Annotated in this window: 15 protein-coding genes; 14 read left to right on the top strand and 1 reads right to left on the bottom strand. The window is 58.3% G+C overall.

Annotated features, from left to right (window positions below; genetic code table 11):
- Positions 1 to 116 precede the first annotated feature (116 nt).
- Complete coding sequence (locus FAES_RS26185) at positions 117 to 1,214, top strand: sensor histidine kinase (RefSeq protein ID WP_015334216.1); 1,098 nt, start codon at positions 117 to 119, stop codon at positions 1,212 to 1,214.
- Here FAES_RS26185 and FAES_RS26180 read toward each other — a convergent pair.
- Positions 1,211 to 2,281, bottom strand: coding sequence for a sensor histidine kinase (locus FAES_RS26180; protein WP_015334215.1), 1,071 nt, complete (start codon positions 2,279 to 2,281; stop codon positions 1,211 to 1,213). The two genes, FAES_RS26185 and FAES_RS26180, sit on opposite strands and share 4 nt — an antisense overlap.
- 424 nt (positions 2,282 to 2,705) lie before the next feature.
- Between FAES_RS26180 and FAES_RS26175 the strand changes: the two genes are divergently transcribed.
- The 13 genes from FAES_RS26175 to FAES_RS26115 all read left to right on the top strand — a co-directional run bounded on the left by FAES_RS26175 (position 2,706) and on the right by FAES_RS26115 (position 15,081).
- Positions 2,706 to 3,758, top strand: a complete 1,053-nt coding sequence (locus FAES_RS26175) for a sensor histidine kinase (protein WP_229364539.1) — start codon at positions 2,706 to 2,708, stop codon at positions 3,756 to 3,758.
- A 64-nt stretch (positions 3,759 to 3,822) separates the two neighbouring features.
- On the top strand, positions 3,823 to 4,263 hold the full coding sequence (locus FAES_RS26170; protein ID WP_041258421.1) for a c-type cytochrome: 441 nt from the start codon (positions 3,823 to 3,825) through the stop codon (positions 4,261 to 4,263).
- Positions 4,264 to 4,381: 118 nt separating this feature from the next.
- The gene (locus FAES_RS26165) at positions 4,382 to 5,221 is read left to right on the top strand and encodes a sugar phosphate isomerase/epimerase family protein (RefSeq protein ID WP_015334212.1); all 840 of its coding nucleotides are present in this window, start codon (positions 4,382 to 4,384) and stop codon (positions 5,219 to 5,221) included.
- Between the two features lie 57 nt (positions 5,222 to 5,278).
- Positions 5,279 to 5,632: an S-adenosylmethionine decarboxylase gene (speD, locus tag FAES_RS26160; RefSeq protein WP_041258420.1), complete on the top strand. Its 354-nt coding sequence runs from the start codon at positions 5,279 to 5,281 to the stop codon at positions 5,630 to 5,632.
- Positions 5,629 to 6,981 carry a DUF4178 domain-containing protein gene (locus FAES_RS26155; RefSeq protein ID WP_015334210.1) on the top strand — a complete coding sequence of 451 codons (1,353 nt, stop codon included), beginning with the start codon at positions 5,629 to 5,631 and terminating at the stop codon, positions 6,979 to 6,981. The genes speD and FAES_RS26155 overlap by 4 nt, the downstream gene beginning before the upstream one ends.
- Positions 6,965 to 7,162 (top strand): hypothetical protein, encoded by a 198-nt coding sequence (locus tag FAES_RS26150; protein ID WP_015334209.1) that lies wholly within the window; start codon positions 6,965 to 6,967, stop codon positions 7,160 to 7,162. Before FAES_RS26155 ends, FAES_RS26150 begins: the two co-directional genes overlap by 17 nt.
- 11 nt (positions 7,163 to 7,173) lie before the next feature.
- Entirely contained in the window at positions 7,174 to 7,389 is a 216-nt protein-coding gene (locus FAES_RS26145; protein ID WP_015334208.1) for a DUF350 domain-containing protein, read from the top strand.
- Complete coding sequence (locus tag FAES_RS26140; protein ID WP_015334207.1) at positions 7,382 to 8,974, top strand: polyamine aminopropyltransferase; 1,593 nt, start codon at positions 7,382 to 7,384, stop codon at positions 8,972 to 8,974. Before FAES_RS26145 ends, FAES_RS26140 begins: the two co-directional genes overlap by 8 nt.
- Positions 8,975 to 8,992: 18 nt before the next feature.
- Positions 8,993 to 10,660, top strand: a complete 1,668-nt coding sequence (locus tag FAES_RS26135) for an FAD-dependent oxidoreductase (protein WP_015334206.1) — start codon at positions 8,993 to 8,995, stop codon at positions 10,658 to 10,660.
- Positions 10,661 to 10,761: 101 nt separating this feature from the next.
- Complete coding sequence (locus FAES_RS26130; RefSeq protein ID WP_015334205.1) at positions 10,762 to 11,406, top strand: TetR/AcrR family transcriptional regulator; 645 nt, start codon at positions 10,762 to 10,764, stop codon at positions 11,404 to 11,406.
- 96 nt (positions 11,407 to 11,502) lie between these two features.
- Positions 11,503 to 12,804 (top strand): TolC family protein, encoded by a 1,302-nt coding sequence (locus FAES_RS26125; RefSeq protein WP_229364538.1) that lies wholly within the window; start codon positions 11,503 to 11,505, stop codon positions 12,802 to 12,804.
- Between the two features lie 95 nt (positions 12,805 to 12,899).
- A complete protein-coding gene (locus FAES_RS26120; RefSeq protein ID WP_015334203.1) occupies positions 12,900 to 13,865 on the top strand; it encodes an HlyD family secretion protein in 966 nt (321 codons plus the stop codon).
- A gap of 43 nt (positions 13,866 to 13,908) precedes the next feature.
- Positions 13,909 to 15,081: an ABC transporter permease gene (locus FAES_RS26115; protein WP_015334202.1), complete on the top strand. Its 1,173-nt coding sequence runs from the start codon at positions 13,909 to 13,911 to the stop codon at positions 15,079 to 15,081.
- Positions 15,082 to 15,290 lie beyond the last annotated feature (209 nt).

The following is a 15,290-nucleotide window of genomic DNA, read 5'->3' as shown; positions in this document are numbered from 1 at the left end:
CGACCACGCGCTCGATAGCCGAAATGGGGGCTTATTTGTTTGTCTATGTGTAAATAAGGTAACAATGATCGGCCGACAATCCGTAGTTTTAATGGACTAAATCAATTGGTCAATCCATGACGATTCCGAGGTTCCTGCTGCCCGTACACCAGCTCGTTGAGCGATCGCGCCCGGCCTTTTTTTCGAGGAATGAATGGTGGTTTCATCTCGCGCTGGCGCTGGTGTCGTTTCCCATCGGGAACTACCTCTTTTTCGGTCAATCGTATTTGAGCGAGGGGTCTGTCTTCATAGCCGGTAGCCTGGTGGGGCTGTTGATGTATGGCAGTTCGGTGGTGGTGCTGACGCTCCTGGTTCGGCGGATCATGGCCCATTATACGGGTTCTCAGCGGACGTTGCAGCGAACGCTGGTGATGATTGGGCTGGTAAGCCTGACGGCCATGCTGCTGAACCTGATCGAATTATACGTCTGTAGTCGCCTATCGTTGTTTCGGATCGGGTTCACCTGGCAAACGATCAAGGCGATGTGGCTGATTATCGTGACTTACGTGGGCATTTTTTGCCTTGTCCTGAATCTTTTCTACGCCTATACGGAGTGGAAAAAAGAGCAGGTCGAAATCGAACAGTTGCGTAATCAGGCGTTGCAACGGCAGTTCGACGCACTCAAGGGGCAGGTCAACCCGCACTTTCTCTTCAATAGCCTCAGTTCCATCTCGGCCCTGATCGGGGAAGACAACGCCCTGGCTGAACGCTTCGTGGACGATTTGGCCAAAGTGTACCGCTACATGCTACAGGCGGGTAACCGGCCGCTGGTGCCCCTGGGTGAGGAGCTGACTTTTGTGGGTACGTATGCGCAGCTGCTGCGGGTACGGTACGGGGCGGCCATCCGCATCGAGTTGCCCGTGATTGTAAACGACCCGCCGGGGTATCTGCCGCCGTTGAGCCTGCAAACGCTGGTGGACAATGCGCTGGAGCACAACAGTATGTCGGCCAATCGGCCATTGGTCATTCAGGTAAGGGTTGGCCCATTGCTGACGGTGGCGGTGGTTAACTCGCTACAACGAAAAAAGCGCCACCTGGCTATAAATCAGCGCAGCCTGTCGGCGCTGATGGCTCAATTTCAGCACCTGATCACTACACCGGTACGTATCGACGAAACCGACGCCACGTTTAGCGTAACGCTGCCGCTGGTGCACGACATCGTGGCGGTTCACTAAAGCAACAAGGCGTCAGCGTCGACGGCGGGCGTGATGAGGGGCACTTTGACCAGAAAACGCAGGTCGTCTTGATGAACCGTCACCGTCGACTGGTCGAGTAGTTTGTATTTCAGCATGATGTTTTGCAGACCGATCTGGCTCGATGGCACCGATAGTTTTTTCTTCTGCAAATTGTTTTCGACAATCAGGTACTTGTCCTGCGTGTAAAGCCGGATGGTGAGGGGGCGGCTGCTCGAAATGATGTTGTGCTTGATGGCATTTTCAAACAGCAGTTGCAACGTCAGCGGTGGTACCTGGAACGACAGGTACGTTGGGTCGACGGCCATCTCCAGGCAGATGCCGTCGCCGAAGCGGGTTTTGATGAGGTGGAAATAGGCCTCGATAAACTGAATTTCATCGCTCAGCGGGCACAAGTCGCGGGTGTTCTGCTGAAGCAGGTAGCGATACACCGACGACAGCTGATCCAGAAATTCCTCGGCCAGGGGGGCGTCGCTGCTGATCAGGGCCGAGAGCGAATTGAGGTTGTTGAATAGAAAATGCGGGTTGATCTGGGTCTTCAGCGATTCGAGCTGGCTTTGCAGGTTTTCTTTCTTCAGCTCGACCGTTTCGGTATACGACGCCCGCCAGCACCGATACAGGTAGATGCCCTCGTAGCAGGCCGCCACCTGAATGGTGCCGACTACCGACACCAGTGTGTTGAAAAAGTAGGGCTTAAAAAGCAGGTAATCTTCCGTGGGCCACAGGTTTAGCCAGTGGTAAAAGGCCGTTTGCGTGATACGGATGAGGGTGGAGAAAGTCACGAACCAAAGCAGTTGAAACAGCACTCGCTGCCGGGTTTGAGGCAGGTTCGGGTAGCGTTGCCGCGATAGCATAATGCCCTGCCGGTTGACCTCCCAAACCAGCACCGATCCCAGCATGAAGAAAAACGGAATCCGCCAGTCGTCGGGGTAGGGGACGCTGGTGTAGCCATACATAACCCATTGCCCCAACAAGGCCAGGAGCGGCACTCCCACGATGCGCATCCACTTGTCGTTTAGCTGGTGCAGGGGATGGGCGGGTGCGTTCATTGACAGGAACCGGGGAGGTAGCGCAACAGGGCATAAAAGTAAGCGCTGACGTGCTGAAGTAAACCCCTTAGCTGCTTCAAGGCGCACGAACGACGGATCAACTGGGCAAAACCGGGCCTGAACTGTCTGGCCCGGCTGATGGCAGGCATTCGTCTGTAGGTAGTGTGACCAGATCAGGTACGTTGGCGGTCAGCGCCTAGGCGAATCGGCACAACCGGTAACGCCCCGGTAAGTCTCCGCACGACGCCTCGTTGACCGCTGATTGCTCGGAGGCCGATGAGGCGTCGGGCCGTGGCGGCTTGTGCAATTGACACCCGATTTAGCGCAGTTTATCCTTGATTTGTTACCAGACATCCAAATCTGCTAACGCCCGCCGCCCGTTGATGCGCTATCTTTAAACAGCTTCTTTCCCTGCCTACTCAACGTGACCCGCCCCCGCTTCTTTTCCCACTATGAATGGTGGTACCACCTGGCCATGATGCCAGTGTTGTTTCCGCTGGGCAACTACTTCTTTATCGGACCGCGGTACTTTCAGCAGCTCGATACCTTCGTGGCAGGTACGTTGGTCGTGTTTGGGTTGTACTGGTGTTCCATCATTACCCTGACGGTGGTGGTGCGGCGGGTGATCGCGCGTTTCCCCGACGTGCGCCAGACGCACGCTCGTTTGTGGGTGATGCTGCTGGCGGTGGCCGTGTGTACGGTTGTGCTGGCGATCGTCGATGTGTGGGTCTACAGTCTGGTGCCCGCCACGGGTGTTCGGTTTACCTGGCAGACGGTGCAGGCCATCTGGGTGTTGGGCGGTGTGTTCGATGTGCTGCTTTGCACCATTTTGGGCCTGTTCTACACGTTTGAGCAATGGAAACAGAACGCCACCGAAGCCGAACGCCTGCAACAAGCCGTGTTGCAACAGCAGTTCGACGCACTCAAGGGGCAGGTCAACCCGCACTTTCTCTTCAACAGCCTCAGTTCCATCTCGGCCCTGATCGGGGAAGACAACGCTCTGGCTGAACGCGTCGTGGATGATTTGGCCAAGGTGTACCGCTACATGCTACAGGCGGGCAACCGGCCGCTGGTGCCCTTGGGGGAGGAGCTGGCTTTTGTGGGTACGTATGCGCAGCTGCTGCGGGTACGGTACGGGGCGGCCATCCGCATCGACCTGCCTGCCGACCCGGCCCCTGCTGCCTGCGTGCCGCCCTTGTGTCTGCAAACGCTGGTGGACAATGCGCTGGAGCACAACAGCATGTCGGCAAGCCGGCCCCTGGTTATTCAGGTGGAGCCGGTAGCAGGGCCGTCGGTTCGGGTGAGCAATACCCGGCAGCGCAAAAGTCGGGTCATCGTGACCACGCAGCATAGCCTGGTGAACCTGACGGCCAAATACCGGCACCTGACTGACAGGCCTGTTCAGATCGAGGAATGCACCAATACCTTCAGCGTGACGTTGCCCCTGCTCGAAACGCCGCATGATTCGGTCCGCTGACAAACACTCCCTATTTTTAGGGAATCATACGCCCTCAACGAACAAGCCCGCGTATGCCTACTCCATGAAGCAACTCGTATGGCTACTGATGCTGGCCGCAACGACCAGTTTTGCGCAGGTCAAAAAGCCCGTGAAAGCCACCAAGCCGGTGTCGGCCCGCCCCGTCAGTCAGTCGGTGGTGGCCGCGCAACCCGGCGAGCTGATCTATAAACAGAACTGCCTGTCCTGCCATCAGGCCAATGGAAGCGGCGTGCCCGGCCTGAACCCACCCCTGCGCGGTACCGACTGGGTGAACGGCGACAAGACCCGCCTGATTGGCGTATTGCTCAACGGCCTGCAAAACGTAGAGATCGAAGGCGAACCGTACGACAATGTGATGCCCTCGCACGACTTCCTGACGGATGTACAAATCGCAGATGTATTGACCTACATTCGCAGTAACTTCGGCAACAAAGCCCCGGCCATCACCCCCGACGAGGTGCAGGCACAACGGGGGAAGAAGTGATGTATGATGTACAATGAATAATGTACGATGGACAAGGAATGATGGGCAATGATCGGCTCGGCGTCAGATCATTATACATCATTCCTTGTCCATGATACATGAACCACCCTAAACCGACATGAAACAATCGCTACTGATCGCTTTGGCTGTTGGGCTGGCGCTGCCTGCGCTGGCCCAGCCGTCCGCCCCGGTGGGCCTTGAACTCTACAGTTTCCGGGAGCAATTCGCCAAGGACGTACCCGGCACCATGGCTATCGTAAAGCAGATGGGGTTTCGGGAAGTCGAAGTGGCGGGTACGTATGGGCTAAGCGCCGCTGCGTTTCGGAAGGAATTGGATAAGAACGGCCTCAAAGCCGTGAGCATGGGCGCCGATTTTGAGGACCTGGAAAGCAACGTACCCAAGGTAATTGAGGACGCCAAAGCGCTGGGCGTCAGCTACGTGGTTTGCGCCTGGATTCCGCATACCGAAGATATCTTTTCGCAGGGCGATGCCGACCGGGCCATCGACGTCTTCAACACCGCCGGTCGGCTACTGGCCGATCAGAACATCAAGTTCTGCTACCACACGCACGGGTACGAATTTGGCCCCGTGCCGGGTTTCAGCGGGAATTACTTCGACTACCTTGCCGCCAACCTCAACCCGCGCTACGTAAACTTCGAGATGGATGTGTACTGGATCAAAGCACCGGGACAGGACCCGCTCGAACTGCTCAACAAATACCGCAAACGCTTCCCGCTGGCCCATCTGAAAGACCGCAAGCCGGGTACGCCCCTGACCGCCACCGGCCACGCCGATGTGGAAACGAACGTGGCCCTCGGTGACGGCGACATCGGCATCGCGCAGTTTATGGCGGCGGCCAAGCGGGCGGGTGTAAAGCATTTTTTCATCGAAGATGAATCGTCGCGCTCGATGGAGCAGATGCCCCGGAGCCTCGCCTTTTTGCGCGGACTGAAATAGGCCTATGCCCCAGACTTGCCCATGACCTCGTTGAAGCCCCTGCCAACAACCCCGTCGATGACTCCCTATCAGCCCGGTTTGCACATACTGGCTACGTTTTCGGCACCCGTCGACCAGCTGATGGACGTGGCTGCCTGCCGCGCGACCTTCGACGGGCTGATTGGGGCGCTGGGCCTGGCGAAGGTGGGCGAAACCTACCACGCCTTTCCCGAAGGTGGCTTCACGGCGGTGGTATGCCTCACCGAATCGCACGTGTCGATTCATACGTGGCCGGAGTTCGGCCTGGCGACGTTCGACGTGTTTTTGTCTAACTTCCGGCACGATAATGCCGCCAAGGTAGAGGCGTTCTACGCCGAAACGCTGCGGCAGTTTGAGGGGACCGAGCACACCAAACACCAGATCCGGCGATGACCGATTCCGAACGCGAGCCTGCCCTGACGCCGCAACCGTCGGCCACGCTCGATTGCCCCCGCTGCCAGACGACCATCACCTATTACGACGTAACGGGCAGCTACTACTACGGTTGCCCCAACTGCCAGACGTATTTCAAGTACGAAAACGATGATCCGCCCCAGATTCTTCGTCAGTTCGACAAAACGACCAGCCAACCGGCCATCGCTCTGGGTACCGAAGGCTACCTGTTTAGCCTGTGGGTCCGGCTGGTTGGGTACGTGGTCAAACGCGAAGCCGGTACCCTGTACGACTGGCGCGAGTACTACCTGCTGCTCAACGACGGCACGTACCGAACTCTGTCGGAGTATCACGATCATTGGATGTGGAGCGAGCCAACCACCCATACGCTTGTAGCATACACGAGCCACCACGCCATGTTTGAGTTTGGCAAACAGGCTGCTCACGCCGGGGCCTACGTCCATGACCGAACCGACAACCGGCGGTATACGCTCTTCAACAGCTACCAGATCGAACTCGTCAGTGTAGTTGGCGAGTTCGATTATAACCTGCTCGACGAAGCGCAGTTGACCATTTACGAATACATTCAGCCGCCAACGATGCTCATTGCCGAAACGGTTGGCGACACAGTCGATTGGTACGAAGCTCGGTATGTAGAGGCCGACGAGTTGGAAAAAGGCTTTGACCTGGACGCAAAAACACTGCGCCCGCACTACGGCGTCGGCGCGATTCAGCCCAACCCCACCGACGAGCGTTGGCTTCCGACGATCCGGATCTGGTCGCTGGGGGCGGTGGGGGCGCTGGTGCTGCACCTGTTTCTGGCGATGCTCAATCCGCATCCGGCGCAGGTGCTGAACCAGCATTTTTCGGTGGCGAAAGATACCGCCACCACCGAAGGGCGCCCCACGGTCCGGTCAAACGCGTTTCAGATCAACGGTCCGGCTCATGTGGGCGTGGAATACGTGACCGACCTCAACAACCACTGGGCTGAGTTTGAGGCCGAGCTAATCAACCAGAAAACGGGTAAAACCTATTCGTTTACCAAAGCTGTGGAGTATTACCAGGGCGTCGATGGGGGCGAGGCCTGGAGTGAGGGCGACAAAGCCGATGACGCCTCGCTGTCGCGCATCCCGAGTGGCCGCTACTTCCTGACCATTAAGCCCTATACCGACGAGGGCAACCTGTCGCTGGATGTGCACGTCACGGCGGGCCCGGCGCCCTTCTCGAACGTGCTGGTCTGGCTGCTGCTGAGCGGCCTTTACCCCCTGTATCTGTTTGCGCGCGGCCGCTGGTTTGAACGCGACCGCTGGGCCCAAAGCGATTATAACCCCAATGCGTCAAATGATTAACCGCCTGAAAACCTTGTATCGGCACTACGGCCTGTACCCGTTTTTTGTCCTGCTGGGGCTGGGTGTCTTCGCCTGGGCCGAACTGACCGGCACCCGCCTGCTTGGCGACGACAAAGAAGAAACGTCGTCATCGTCGGGGCGCCGGGGGTATCGCGGCCGCACATCGTTTTACCATAAATAACCAATCGTCTCATGGATTACCTGAACCTGAAAGCCCTTGTTGCCTCGGTGGTGTACTCACTGCTGGGTATCATCATTCTGGTGATTGCCTTTGTGGTGATCGAAAAGATTGCGCCCGAAAATCTGTGGAAAAAGATTGTCGACGAGCAGAATATGGCCCTGGCGATTATGGCGGCCGGGTTCATGCTGGCCGTAGCGATCATCATTGGTTTCGCCTCGCATGGTTGATCCGGCACCGCCGAGTGGCGTGAGTGAACGCAGCACAACCCCGCCCGCGCGGCGGCTGGCCCCGCCGAGGCAGTGGCTGTTGCTGCTGGCGGTGTTTGTCATTGCCACCTGTGGGCTCATCTACGAGCTCATCGCGGGTACGTTGGCGAGCTACCTGCTGGGCGACTCGGTAACGCAGTTTTCGACCATCATCGGCGTCTATCTGTTCTCGATGGGCATCGGCTCGTGGCTGTCGAAGTTCGTGGAGGGTAATCTGCTGCGCTGGTTTATCCGGGTCGAGCTGCTGGTGGGGCTGGTCGGTGGGTTCAGTGCCCCGCTGCTCTTTGTACTGTTTGAATACGTCGCCTCGTTCCGGCTCATGCTCTACAGCCTCGTTGGCCTCACGGGCATTCTGGTTGGGCTGGAAATACCGCTACTGATGCGGATTCTGGAAGATCAACTCTCGTTCAAAGAGCTGGTTTCCAAAGTGTTTACCTTCGATTACATCGGGGCGCTGCTGGCGTCGCTTATCTTCCCGCTGGTGCTAGTGCCTTATCTGGGGCTGGTGCGCTCGTCGGTGCTGTTCGGGTTGCTCAACGTGGGTGTGGCGGGGTACCTGCTGGCTCAGTTTGCCGAAACGCGTCCTTACCGCCGGTCGATGGGCACCGCGGTGGTGCTGGCCGCGCTGGCGTTGCTGGTCGCGTTTATCGGGGCCGACCGCATCGTGACTTTTGCCGAAACGGCGACCTTCCGCGACACCGTTATTTTCAGTAAAAACACACCCTACCAACGGCTGGTGCTGACCCGCAACGCGCATGAAATGCGGCTGTACCTCAACGGCAACCTGCAATTCAGTTCGGTCGACGAATACCGCTATCACGAAGCCCTTGTGCACCCGGCGATGCGCCACTTGCCACAGGCGAGCCGCGTGCTGGTGCTGGGCGGCGGCGATGGCCTGGCCGTGCGCGAACTGCTGCGCTACCCTCACCTGCGCCAGATCGATCTGGTGGACCTTGACCCCGCCATGACGCGGCTGTTTCGGCAAAACAGCATGCTGACGACCCTCAACGCCAATGCGCTGAACCACCCCAAAGTGCGCGTCTGGAATGCCGATGCCTATAACTGGGTACGTACCGACACCACCCGCTACGACCTGATCGTGATGGATTTCCCCGACCCGTCGAACTACAGCGTGGGCAAGCTCTACAGCACGGCCTTCTACCGCGAACTGCCCCGGCTGCTGCGGCCCGGCGGCCGTATGGTCGTGCAGTCAACATCGCCGTTTATGGGCCGACGCTCGTTCTGGTGCATTGTGCATACGCTTCAGGCGGCGGGCTTTCAGACCCAGCCCTACCACGCCTACGTACCGTCGTTCGGCGAATGGGGCTATGTATTGGCCTACCCCTCTACGGGTAACGTACCTGACGAGCCCTTTGCCCGTGCTGCCGGTACGTTGCCCGCGGGTTTGCGGTACGTAAACGCCCAGACCCTCGGCGAAATGGGTAATTTCCCGCCCGATATGGCCGAGCTCCCCACCGACGTGAACCGCCTGAACAACCAGGTGCTGGTGCGTTATTTTGAAGAAGACTGGGGTAAATGGCAGTAACTCACTGCGCACCGTTTCATGCCAACACGCCGCAAATTTATTGCCCAGACGACCCTTGGCGCTGCCGCACTGGCAACGGGCGCGGCGGGCTGCCAGCCGAGCGGAAAGCCCGCCGCGAGTGGACCGCTGACGTCGTTTTTTGAGCGGATAACCGGCTCCGACGCGGCCATTCCGGGGCAGTTGCTGGGTCCCAATCAGGCGGCAGGCCATCGGTTTCGCGACGGTATGGCGTTTCCCCAGCCGACGAAAACCAGCACAACCGACGTGCTGATTGTGGGGGGCGGCGTCGCCGGGTTATCGGCGCGGCGGTGGCTGCACAAGCAGGGCGTGCGGGACGTGCTGCTGCTTGAACTGGAAGAGCAGGTGGGCGGCAACGCGGCGCATGGGCGCAACACGAGCACCGCCTACCCCTGGGGAGCGCACTACCTGCCCATCGCCGACCCCACCGACCACGAACTGATCGATTTCCTGACCGAGAGCCGACTCATCACCGGCTTTGATCGGGACCTACCCATTTACGACGACTACGCGCTCTGCCATGACCCTGAAGAGCGCCTCTTTCTGCACGGGCGCTGGCAGGAAGGGCTGGTGCCCAGCGAAGGCATCGCCGAGGCCGACAAAGCACAGATCGCCCGTTTTTTTGCCCTGATCGATACGTTGAAAAAGGCCATCGGTACCGATGGAAACCCCGCCTTCGCCATCCCCCTCGATCGCTCCTCGGCCGACCCGGCCTATCGGCAACTCGATGCGATCTCATTCGCTACGTACCTGGATCAACAGGGGTTCACGTCGACATACCTGCGCTGGTATCTGGCCTATTGCTGCAAAGACGATTACGGCAGCCTACCCGAACAAACCTCGGCCTGGGCGGGACTGCACTACTTCGCGGCCCGGCGGGGGCAAGCCGCCAATGCGAACAGCTCGGCGGTACTAACCTGGCCCGAAGGCAATGGCTTTCTGGCCGATCAATTGCGGCAGCAGGGCGCGTCGCCTATCCAGTCACAGGCGCTCGTTTACGCGCTCCAACGTACCCAGGCGGGTTTCGAGGCGTTAGTGTACGATACCCGCCAACATACCACGGCCCGCGTGTTGGCCCGGCAGGTTATCTTGGCCATTCCGCAATTTGTGGCGGTGCGGCTCCTGGCCCAACTCGACCCCGACCGGGCCAAGCTGGCCTCGGCGATCCACTACGCACCCTGGCTGGTAGCCAACCTGACGGTTACTGATCTGGCGCAAGCGAAAGGTATGCCGCTGTGCTGGGACAATGTACTCTATGGCGCCGATTCGGTGGGGTATATTGTCGCCAATCACCAGCACCTGACCGACGACCCGCAACGGGTCCTGACCTGCTATCGCCCGCTCTGCCACGCCGAACCGGCCGTAGCCCGACGGCTGGCTTACGAAACAGCCCGCGAAGTCTGGCTGTCGCAATTGCTGGACGAACTGGAAACGGCTCACCCCGGCTTGCGGGCGCAGGTGCAACAGGCCGACGTCTGGGTATGGGGCCACGGCATGGTGTCGCCCACGCCCGGCTATATCTGGGGAGCCACCCGCACCCAACTGCGCCAACCCATTACCGGCGGCATCGTCATGGCACACTCAGACCTCAGCGGCGTGTCTATTTTTGAAGAGGCCTTCCACCAGGGTATACTCGCCGCCAGCCACGTGCTGACGCAGCTTGCGTAACGAGAGAAAAACAGATTCACTTTTTTTGAACGAGGAGTGCGGGATGATGGTTAAGCTTATACCTTTGTACTGTTTATACGAAAAAGTATTTTTCGGTTTCTATGAAGCAAGCTGGTAGCATACCTACCCCGGATGAGTCGAATACAGGCCAACGCATCGTCGATGCGGCGATGAGTTTGTTTTTTCGCTATGGCTACAGCCGGGTGGCGGTCGATGACATCGTGCGTGAACTGGGAATCAGCAAGAAAACGGTGTACAATCATTTCGGTGGTAAAGCCGAGATCCTGACGGCCGGTATTGATCGCTTTGCCCGGCAGTTTCAGCAGCGGGCCGACGAAATCGTCAACGACCCCGACCTGTCGCTTCGGCAAAAGTTGAATACATACTTGCAACACATCGGAACCAGCTTTTCAAGCGTTACGAAAGACTTTTTTGCCGATTTAAAACGTACAGAACCAGCGGCTTACGGCCGAATCAACGCGTTTAGGCGGGATATGCAGCTGCGCTACCTGACTCAACTTGTGGATGAAGGCGTGCGCGTGGGCTATATCCGCGACGATACCTCCCGGCAATTGGCCATTATGATGTTTATCAGCACGGTGCAGCAATTGACCGACGCCGATTTTCTGGAGCAGTTTCCGGCCGAGATGACCCGCCACATCCCGAGCCTGTCGCAGGAGCGCATCGATCAGGTGATGAGCATTCTGCTGCGTGGCATTCTAACCGAAAAATTCTATCGGGAGTAGCGCATATTTTTTTGCTTCAATGGAAACTGAAAAAACATAAAAAGTGTAATTAGTAAAATGGATATACAACTTGCTTCCGTCCTTCTTACTGGCCTGTTGACTATAGCTTCGGCCACTATCGGTCAGGCTCAGTCGGTACCGCCAACCCGGCAGGTGCTGATCGAACAGGCGCTGACCAAAAGCTACGCGCTGGCCAACAACCAGGCCGAGCAGCGGAAAGTCCAGCTGGAAAAACAGGCCCTCACCAATCAGTACCTGCCCGAAGTGACGGTCAACCCGACCTACACGCACCTCGACCGTGACATCAGCATTACGGTGCCACGCCTGCCGTACCAGCCTCTGCCGAAAGAAATTTATAGCGGCCCCTATGAATTCAGTCAGCAGCTACAGCCTCAGAACATCCTGAAAGCGACCGTTCAGGCCAACATGCTCTTGTTTTCGGGTACCAAAATTCCGACGCTCAACAAAGCGTTGACCTTCAAGCAGCAGGCGGTGGGCGCCATGGCCGATAAAGAACGGATGGCCATCATCCGCGACGTGTCGCTTGCGTACGATCAACTGGCCCTGGTGGCCCGCTCGGAGCAGGTACTCGACGACGCCGACAAACGCCTGGCCGAACAGGTGCGCTTTATCAACAAGGCCGTGAAAGAAGGGCTGGCGACGCCCTACGACCGCAGTAAAGTAGATCTGGCCGTGCAGGATTTGCAGGCCCGCCGGGTCGATCTGAACGGTAAACGCCAACTGGCGCTGGCCCGACTGACCCAACTGACGGGCACCCCGGCCGATCAGCTGGCGGGCATTCGCCCAGAACTGACTCGCCTGGTCGCTGATACGCTGCTGACGTCGGTCGAGAACCGGCCAGAACTGAAGTCGCTGGCGCTGGCACAGGAGGCGACCCGCTACCGGCAAAAAGCCACCGTGGCCGGTTACCTGCCGCAGGTCTATGCGTTCGGGAAAAACGAACTGTACCGCAAGGACCTGTCGGCCATCGAGCCTTACTGGTACGTCGGCGTGGGCGTCCGCTGGACCCTCTTCGACAAGTTTGCCTCGCGCACGGAGCGCCGTACCGCCCAGCAGGACCTGATTATTGCCGAAAACACGATGGCCCAGACCCGTGACCTGCTGACGCTGAACTGGCAAAAAAGCCGTTCGGAACTGGCTACCGCCAACCAACTGGCCAACGTGGCTCAGCAAAAGGTAGCCCTGGCCCGCAAAGCCCTCGACATTGCCGCCAAACAGTATGAACAAGGGCTGATTCGGATCACCGAACGCCTCGAAGCCGAAACCGACTTCCAGAAAGCCGAACTCGAGAATGCGCAGGCCATCGCCAGTCAACGCGCTGCTCAGTTGGCCCAGCTAGAAGCTACCGGCACGCTCACGGTAGCGGACATTCAATAAAACAGTTGAACAGGGCTGTCGTGCGTTTGCCAAGCAACGTACCTGGGTGAAGCAACGGAGGACAGCGGACAGAGAAATCAAACCACTTTTTTGCAATGAAAACCAATCGTTTATCCCTGCTGGCTCTGGGCACCCTCGTGCTGGCTAGCTGCCAGCACGACCAACCCCTTAACACCGCGCTGGAGGGGAAAGTAAAAAAAGAGACTGTCAGCGTGACCGCCAAGGTGACGGGCCGCATCACGCAACTGCTTGTTAAGGAAGGCGATGTCGTCCAAAAAGGACAACCGCTGGCCCGGATTGACGTACCTGAAGCCGAGGCCAAACTGTTGCAGGCACGGGGTGCCTTTACGTCGGCGCAGGCGCAGTACCAGATGGCCCTGCGTGGCGCGACCACCAACGAACGGAGGCAGGCCGATGCCGCCCTGCTGGCTGCCCGCGAGCAGGCTGATCTGGCCGAGAAGAGCTTCAACCGGGTGCGGAATATGTACCGTGATTCCCTGATTTCGGCCCAACAATTCGACGAAATGCAAACCAAATACCAGTCGGCTAAAGCGCAACTGACGGGCACCCAGGCCAAACGCGACGAGGTCGACGGGGCTGTTCGGGCGGAGCGCATCCGCATGGCTTACGGCGACATGCTACGGGCTGAAGGGGCACTGAAAGAGGTGCAGGCGGCTATTCGGGAGAAAGTGATTGTGGCGCCACAAACCATGACCATCGAGACCATCAGCGTGCACGAAGGCGAACTGGCCCCGGCGGGCTACGCGGTGCTGTCAGGCTACGACAATAGCCGGACGTACCTGCGCTTTACGGTGAGCGAAAAAGAGGTGGGTACGTTCGCCAAGGGGCAACAATATACCGTGAAGCTGCCCTACACCGACCAGACCGTACCGGCCCGCCTGCTCACCATCAAGGAATTGAATAGCTACGCCTCCCGCACGAGCAGCTACCCCAGCTATGAACTGGGCGAGGCCACGTATGAACTGAAACTGCTACCCACCGACTCCGCCGCGCAAACGAAGCTACTGGCCAACCAGACCGTGTTGCTGCCCCGCAACTAACGGGCGTGCCTGTAGTCGATTATCCACTCTTTCCCTGTTTTGTATGAAAACGTTTGTCAAGCTCCTGCTCCGCGAGTTTCGCCAGTTCAGCCGTAATAGCGTGGCGATGGCGGTTTTCCTGGGTGGTCCCGTCGTGTTCGGGCTGCTGGTAGGCTACACCTATACCAACGCAACGGTCACCAACCTGCCCATCGCCGTGGTCGATCTGAACGGTACACCGCTCAGTGGCAAGGTGATCGACGCACTCGCCGATAACCCCACCGTGGGTATTCGCAAGGTCTTCACCGATGAAACCGCCGCGCGCCGCGCCTTTGCCACGGGCGACTATGAGGCGATCGTGACGATTCCCCAGGATTTCGAAGGGGCTATTCAGCAACGCCGCACACCCGAAATCGAAGTCGACCTGAATATGGCCAACATCCTGACGGCCAATTTTGTATCGCGAGCCGTTCAGACTACGCTTGGTACGGTCAACGCCGGTATCGAGGTAGAGGGGCTGCTGAAACGGGGCGTTCCGGCCGTGGAAGCCCGTAACCAGTTTCAGGCGTTCAGTATCAACAATACACGCTATTTCAACGCGGCGGGCAACTACGGCTACTACATGCTGCCGGGCGTGACGGGAGGGATCGTACAACAGGTGTTTTTGCTGGTGTTGGCGCTGGCGTTTAGTAAAGAATTCGACGAACACACGTTTGACCAGTTGACCGAACAGACAAACCGCTCGGGTGTGGTGCTGCTGACCAAAACGCTACCCTACTGGCTGATGGGCGCGGGCGTATGGGCCTTTGTGCTGGGCTTCTTGTTCCCGCTGTTCCGGTTACCGGCCATCGGGTCGCTGCCCGCACTACTGACACTCGTGGCCGCGTTTACATTGGCCCTCACAGGGCTGGGCGTGCTGGTTAGTCTGCTCGTACCCAATCAGCTTCGGGCTACCGAAATCCTGATGATTTTAGCCACCCCGGCGTTCATCATCAGCGGCTATTCATGGCCCGCCAGCCAGATGCCCGCCTTTGTGCAGCATCTGGCGCAGGCTATTCCGCTTACACATTACCTGTCGGCATTCCGCAAACTCTACTTCCTGAACGCACCCCTTTCCACCATCACCCCCGAACTACGGACGCTGTTTGGGTACGGCATCGGTACGCTGGCGCTAGCCTGGGGCGCCTTAGCCTGGAAAATGCGCCCGGCCAAACCAGCCCAACCCGCCCTAGCGTAACGTACCTGGCTGACGTTTTTTCTACCGGATACCACTGGTCTTCGTAGGAAAAACGTACACCGTCAATGTATACGACTTAACGGATTGGTTAGTGAGTACGTATAACGATGTGTTGTCATCCCGACGCCAGGAGGGACCTTGACGTCTCCTAACCTGTGAGCAAGGATGCCTCAAGATCCCTCCTGGCGTCGGGTTGACAGAAAGTACGG

Source organism: Fibrella aestuarina BUZ 2 (assembly GCF_000331105.1).
GTDB lineage: Bacteria > Bacteroidota > Bacteroidia > Cytophagales > Spirosomataceae > Fibrella > Fibrella aestuarina.
This window is presented reverse-complemented; position numbering and strand designations above follow the sequence as displayed.

Excerpts from the sequence above, each read along its gene's own strand:
- FAES_RS26165 (WP_015334212.1), top strand. The coding sequence starts at position 4,382 with ATGAAACAATCGCTACTGATCGCTTTGGCTGTTGGGCTGGCGCTGCCT.
- FAES_RS26150 (WP_015334209.1), top strand. The coding sequence starts at position 6,965 with ATGCGTCAAATGATTAACCGCCTGAAAACCTTGTATCGGCACTACGGC.
- FAES_RS26135 (WP_015334206.1), top strand. The coding sequence starts at position 8,993 with ATGCCAACACGCCGCAAATTTATTGCCCAGACGACCCTTGGCGCTGCC.
- FAES_RS26170 (WP_041258421.1), top strand. The coding sequence starts at position 3,823 with ATGAAGCAACTCGTATGGCTACTGATGCTGGCCGCAACGACCAGTTTT.
- speD (WP_041258420.1), top strand. The coding sequence starts at position 5,279 with ATGACTCCCTATCAGCCCGGTTTGCACATACTGGCTACGTTTTCGGCA.
- FAES_RS26130 (WP_015334205.1), top strand. The coding sequence starts at position 10,762 with ATGAAGCAAGCTGGTAGCATACCTACCCCGGATGAGTCGAATACAGGC.
- FAES_RS26115 (WP_015334202.1), top strand. The coding sequence starts at position 13,909 with ATGAAAACGTTTGTCAAGCTCCTGCTCCGCGAGTTTCGCCAGTTCAGC.
- FAES_RS26180 (WP_015334215.1), bottom strand. The coding sequence starts at position 2,281 with ATGAACGCACCCGCCCATCCCCTGCACCAGCTAAACGACAAGTGGATG.
- FAES_RS26120 (WP_015334203.1), top strand. The coding sequence starts at position 12,900 with ATGAAAACCAATCGTTTATCCCTGCTGGCTCTGGGCACCCTCGTGCTG.
- FAES_RS26155 (WP_015334210.1), top strand. The coding sequence starts at position 5,629 with ATGACCGATTCCGAACGCGAGCCTGCCCTGACGCCGCAACCGTCGGCC.
- FAES_RS26185 (WP_015334216.1), top strand. The coding sequence starts at position 117 with ATGACGATTCCGAGGTTCCTGCTGCCCGTACACCAGCTCGTTGAGCGA.
- FAES_RS26145 (WP_015334208.1), top strand. The coding sequence starts at position 7,174 with ATGGATTACCTGAACCTGAAAGCCCTTGTTGCCTCGGTGGTGTACTCA.
- FAES_RS26140 (WP_015334207.1), top strand. The coding sequence starts at position 7,382 with ATGGTTGATCCGGCACCGCCGAGTGGCGTGAGTGAACGCAGCACAACC.